A 3,947-nucleotide genomic window follows, 5' to 3' on the forward strand; every position below is an offset into this window, starting at 1 on the left:
TCGTCCAGCGAATCGTCGTCCAGCGAATCGTCGTCCGATGGACCGGAGGGCCGATGCTCAGCATCGGCATTGTCGGTCGGCCCGTCGCCAGACGACGCCTGCTTCGAAGAGGCGTCGCCCGACGCCTTCATTGACTCGGGGCCATACTCGGGAAGAGGCTCGGCAGCCGCGTCGGGAGACTCCTCCCTCGTCTCCTCCACGGTGGTCCCCGTGTCGTCGGGCTCGGAGGATGTCGCCGGAGGGGACGAGGGGTCGGAGGCGGTCGCCCTGTCGTCCGGCATCGCCTCGGGAAGCTCGCCGTCCTCGGCCATCTGCTCCAGCCGGTCGATCTTGTCGAGCACCGCCCGGAGGTCGGCCGAGCGGCGGAGCTGCGCCATCTTGAGGAGCGTCGTCTCCAAGGTCAGCCGCGGCTGCGGGCTCTGCTTGATGTCGTCCTCGGTGTCCGCCGCCAGGGTGAGCAGGCGCAGCAGGTCGGCCTCGTCGAAGCGCTCGGCCTCGTCGGCGTAGCGGGTGCGCGTCGACTCGGCCACCTCCTCCAGGGCCTCTCCGCCCAGCGAGCGGGCCACCAGCAGGTTGCGCAGGTGCCCAGCCAGTCCCACCAGCATCTCCTGCAGGTCGTACCCGCTGCGCACCACGTGGCGCACGAGCTCAATCATTCCGGCCGTGTCCTGCGTGGCGACGTGGTCCGTAAGTCGGAAGTACAGGTCCTGGTCCACCACGCCGAGCGCCTGGGTGAGCTCGCCGTACGTCAGCGTGGACCCGCAGAGCGAAAGGGCCTGGTCAAACGCCGAGAGGGCGTCGCGGAGGGCGCCGTTGCCCTTGCGGGCCAGCAGCATGAGGCTTTCCTCGTCGGCCTCCACCCCCTCCGTCTCGCAAATCTCGCGCAGACGCGCTACGATCTCCGGCACCGGAATGCGGCGGAAGTCAAACCGCTGGCACCGCGAGAGGATGGTGGGCAGCACCTTGTGCGGCTCGGTGGTCGCGAAGATGAAGAGGGCGTGGGCGGGCGGCTCCTCCAGCGTCTTCAGCAGGGCATTGAACGCCTGCTTCGACAGCATGTGCACCTCGTCAAGGATGTAGACCTTCTTCTGCTCTCCCTGCGGCGGAATGCGCACCTTCTCGCGCAACTCGCGGATGTCGTCGACCTTGTTGTTGGAGGCCGCGTCCATCTCGAAGACATTGAGGCTACGGCCCGCCTCGAAGGACTCGCACGAGTCGCACTCGCAGCACGGCTCGGCGCCGTCCGCCCGCTCTTCGCGCGGCGTCTCGCAGTTGATGGCCTTCGCCAGGATGCGGGCGGCGGTCGTCTTTCCCACGCCCCGGGGGCCGCTGAACAGGTAGGCGTGCGCGAGGCGCTCCATCCGAAGGGCGTTCTTGAGCGTCTCGGTGACGTGCCCCTGCGCAACGACCTCTCGAAACAGGGAGGGCCGATACTTGCGCGCCGTGACGAGGTATCGCTGGTCGTCCATGAAAGCCGCAAAAACGGATGAGAGAAGGCAGGAGGAGGGAGACGGCGCCAGACCTCCCCCGAACGAGGACGGCAGGGCGGATCTGCTCCACGCCCAATATACCGGCGCCGCCTCGGAGAAATCAACTGCGTACCGAGGCGCAAGCAGGCCGCGCGCCCGTCGCGAGGCGGCCTCACACCAGCCCGTCGCCGGCGGCCACGACCTTGGTATTGCCCAGCCGATCGCCCCACCGCCGACCAGCGGGGTCGGTGAAGACGTTGTAGGTCTCAAACAAAATAAGCCCCAGGCCCGCAAGCGACAGGAGCGACGCCAGGGCGCCGCCCACGATGGGAACAACGATGAAGGCCCCGGCCACCGAGCTGAGGCCGAGCATCCAGTTGCGCTGGACCGACGTCTCAAGGGAGACGGGCTGCCCGTCGAGGCGCACGAGGTCGAGCCCCATCACGTACTTGCCCGGCGACCGGAAGCGCAGGGGGCCCACTTCAACGCCGTCTCGTGCAACGAGGTACAGTCCGCCGATGAGTCCTCCAACCAGGGGCGCCCCGCCAAACAACGCGGTCAGGCCCGTCGCGATAATGCCGTCGAGAAGGGCCGCAACGAATCGCTCGTGCTGTGCAGGCGGGGAGGCATCTCGGGGGGACCCGTTCATAGAGGCGGCAGGCGCGTTCAAGAAAAAAAGGAACGGGTCCAGTCACGGCCCGCGGCGGCTACGCCACGTCCGACGACGGACTCGGGGTGTTCGGTTCGCGACGCTGCGGGTCTGGAGTGTTCGGCTCTCGGCGCGTCGGGCTCGGCACCTTGGGCGGCTGCGTGGGCTGCCGCTTCGGCGTACGCTGCGGGGTGCGTTGCGGCGTGCGCTGCGGAGTACGACGGCGACGGGGGTTGGCCGGGAGAGTCTGAGAACGTACGTCGGGCATGGGACAAAAACAGTGTTTCGTCCACAGTACAATCGGGAAATGCCTGTACGGGCATCCCGAACGGTTGTTGGCACTTTTTCTCTAGGCCGCCTCCTCCCCAGGCGAGGCTGCATCCGCAGGGGCCTCCGGGCGTGTCTGGTTCGTTGTCGGGTCCGCGCCGTCGGTGGACACCTCTCGCAGCGCCTCGGTGTGGGGGCGGGGGCGCGTCACCGTCACGGGCTCCGGCTCGAAGCACGCCCGGCACCGCGGCTCGTAGGCCTCCGTGGCCCCCACCAGCACGCGGTCCTCCCCCGGCACGATGCGCTGAGAGTGGTTGGCGGGCGCGCCGCAGACGACGCATACCGCGTGCAGCTTGGTCACGTGCTCGGCCACCGCCATGAGCTGCGGCATCGGGTCGAAAGGGGCGGCTCGGTAGTCCGTGTCGAGCCCCACCACGATCACGCGGTGCCCCGCGTCGGCCAGCGCCTGGCACGTCGGCACGAGGGCATCGTCGAAGAACTGCGCCTCGTCGATGCCTACGACGTCCGCCTCCTGCACCCGCTCTCGGATCTGCGGGGGGGCCTCCACCGGCGTGGTGGTCACGGAGTTCTCATTGTGCGACACCACTTCGTCCTCGCTGTAGCGCTCGTCGAGGGCCGGCTTGAAGACGCGCGTGTGCTGACGGGCGATGCGGGCCCGCCGTAGCCGGCGGATCAGCTCTTCGGTCTTGCCGCTGAACATCGACCCACAGATGACCTCGATCCAGCCGGTGGTGCGGTCGCGGTCGACGATGTGGGGCTCCAGCGCGGACATGAACAGGGCCTGCTTGATGCAAAGACGGGCGCAGGCCTTCCAAGGTAATTGCGGGGCGAGGAGGAAGTCCACACCCACTCTGTATGGAAGCGGGGAAGGCCCACACAAGAGGCGCCTGCCTACCCAACCTCTTCCACCCGAAACGAAGGCAGGTGGACCTCCCACCGCAGCGCGGCCAGACGCACGGCCGACACCGCGACGATCGTGAGGCCGGCAACCGCCGCGTCCGGAAGGGCGAAGGCCCGCAGGCCCACGTAGAGCGTTCCGCCAAGCAGGGCCGCCGTCGCGTAGATCTCCTCTCGCAAGATGAGGGGCGTTTCGTCACAGAGCACGTCCCGCACCATGCCGCCTACCGTGGCCGTGACGGCGCTCATGATCACGACGACCACCGGCGGCGCTCCCACACCGAGCGCCACCCGGGCCCCGACGACCGAGAAGACCGCGAGCCCGAACGCATCGGCAACTTCCAGCAACTGCCGCGGCGGGCGGAAGAGGGACGTGTACGTGAAGGTAAGCCCGCCCGCCCCTCCAATCACCGCGAGGTACCGCAGGTCCTGGATCCAGAAGACCGGATGCCGATCCAGAATGAGATCGCGCACTGTGCCCCCTCCCACGGCCGTCACCGCCGCAATCACCAGCGCCCCAAACAGGTCCATGCGCCGCCGCCCAGCCGCCAGCGCCCCGGACACCGCGAAGACCGCCGTGCCGAATAGGTTTGACTTCTCCCCCGGCTAAAGCCGGGAGATTCTTCGCGTTCTACACAGGCTGC

Annotated in this window: 4 protein-coding genes and 1 pseudogene; all 5 read right to left on the reverse strand. The window is 68.3% G+C overall.

The annotated features are described in order from the left end of the window. Positions 1–1,469 (reverse strand): DNA polymerase III subunit gamma/tau (gene dnaX / locus V5A20_RS13460; RefSeq protein ID WP_332327574.1); only part of this gene is annotated, 1,469 nt, incomplete at its 3' end. 172 nt (positions 1,470–1,641) lie between these two features. Continuing rightward, a complete protein-coding gene (locus V5A20_RS13465; RefSeq protein ID WP_332327575.1) occupies positions 1,642–2,118 on the reverse strand; it encodes an RDD family protein in 477 nt (158 codons plus the stop codon). Positions 2,119–2,467: 349 nt separating this feature from the next. Then, entirely contained in the window at positions 2,468–3,178 is a 711-nt protein-coding gene (locus V5A20_RS13470; protein ID WP_332315935.1) for a thymidine kinase, read from the reverse strand. A 119-nt stretch (positions 3,179–3,297) separates the two neighbouring features. Continuing rightward, complete coding sequence (locus V5A20_RS13475) at positions 3,298–3,714, reverse strand: trimeric intracellular cation channel family protein (RefSeq protein WP_332327576.1); 417 nt, start codon at positions 3,712–3,714, stop codon at positions 3,298–3,300. Then, positions 3,694–3,882 (reverse strand): annotated as a pseudogene (locus tag V5A20_RS13480) (trimeric intracellular cation channel family protein); the annotation flags it as partial. The gene V5A20_RS13475 and the pseudogene V5A20_RS13480, both read right to left, overlap by 21 nt. Positions 3,883–3,947 lie beyond the last annotated feature (65 nt).

The organism is Salinibacter sp. (genome assembly GCF_036626415.1).
Classification (GTDB): domain Bacteria; phylum Bacteroidota; class Rhodothermia; order Rhodothermales; family Salinibacteraceae; genus Salinibacter.

Bases quoted from the DNA above. Each gene is read 5' to 3' on its own strand.
- V5A20_RS13465 (WP_332327575.1), bottom strand. From the start codon at position 2,118: ATGAACGGGTCCCCCCGAGATGCCTCCCCGCCTGCACAGCACGAGCGA.
- V5A20_RS13470 (WP_332315935.1), bottom strand. From the start codon at position 3,178: ATGTCCGCGCTGGAGCCCCACATCGTCGACCGCGACCGCACCACCGGC.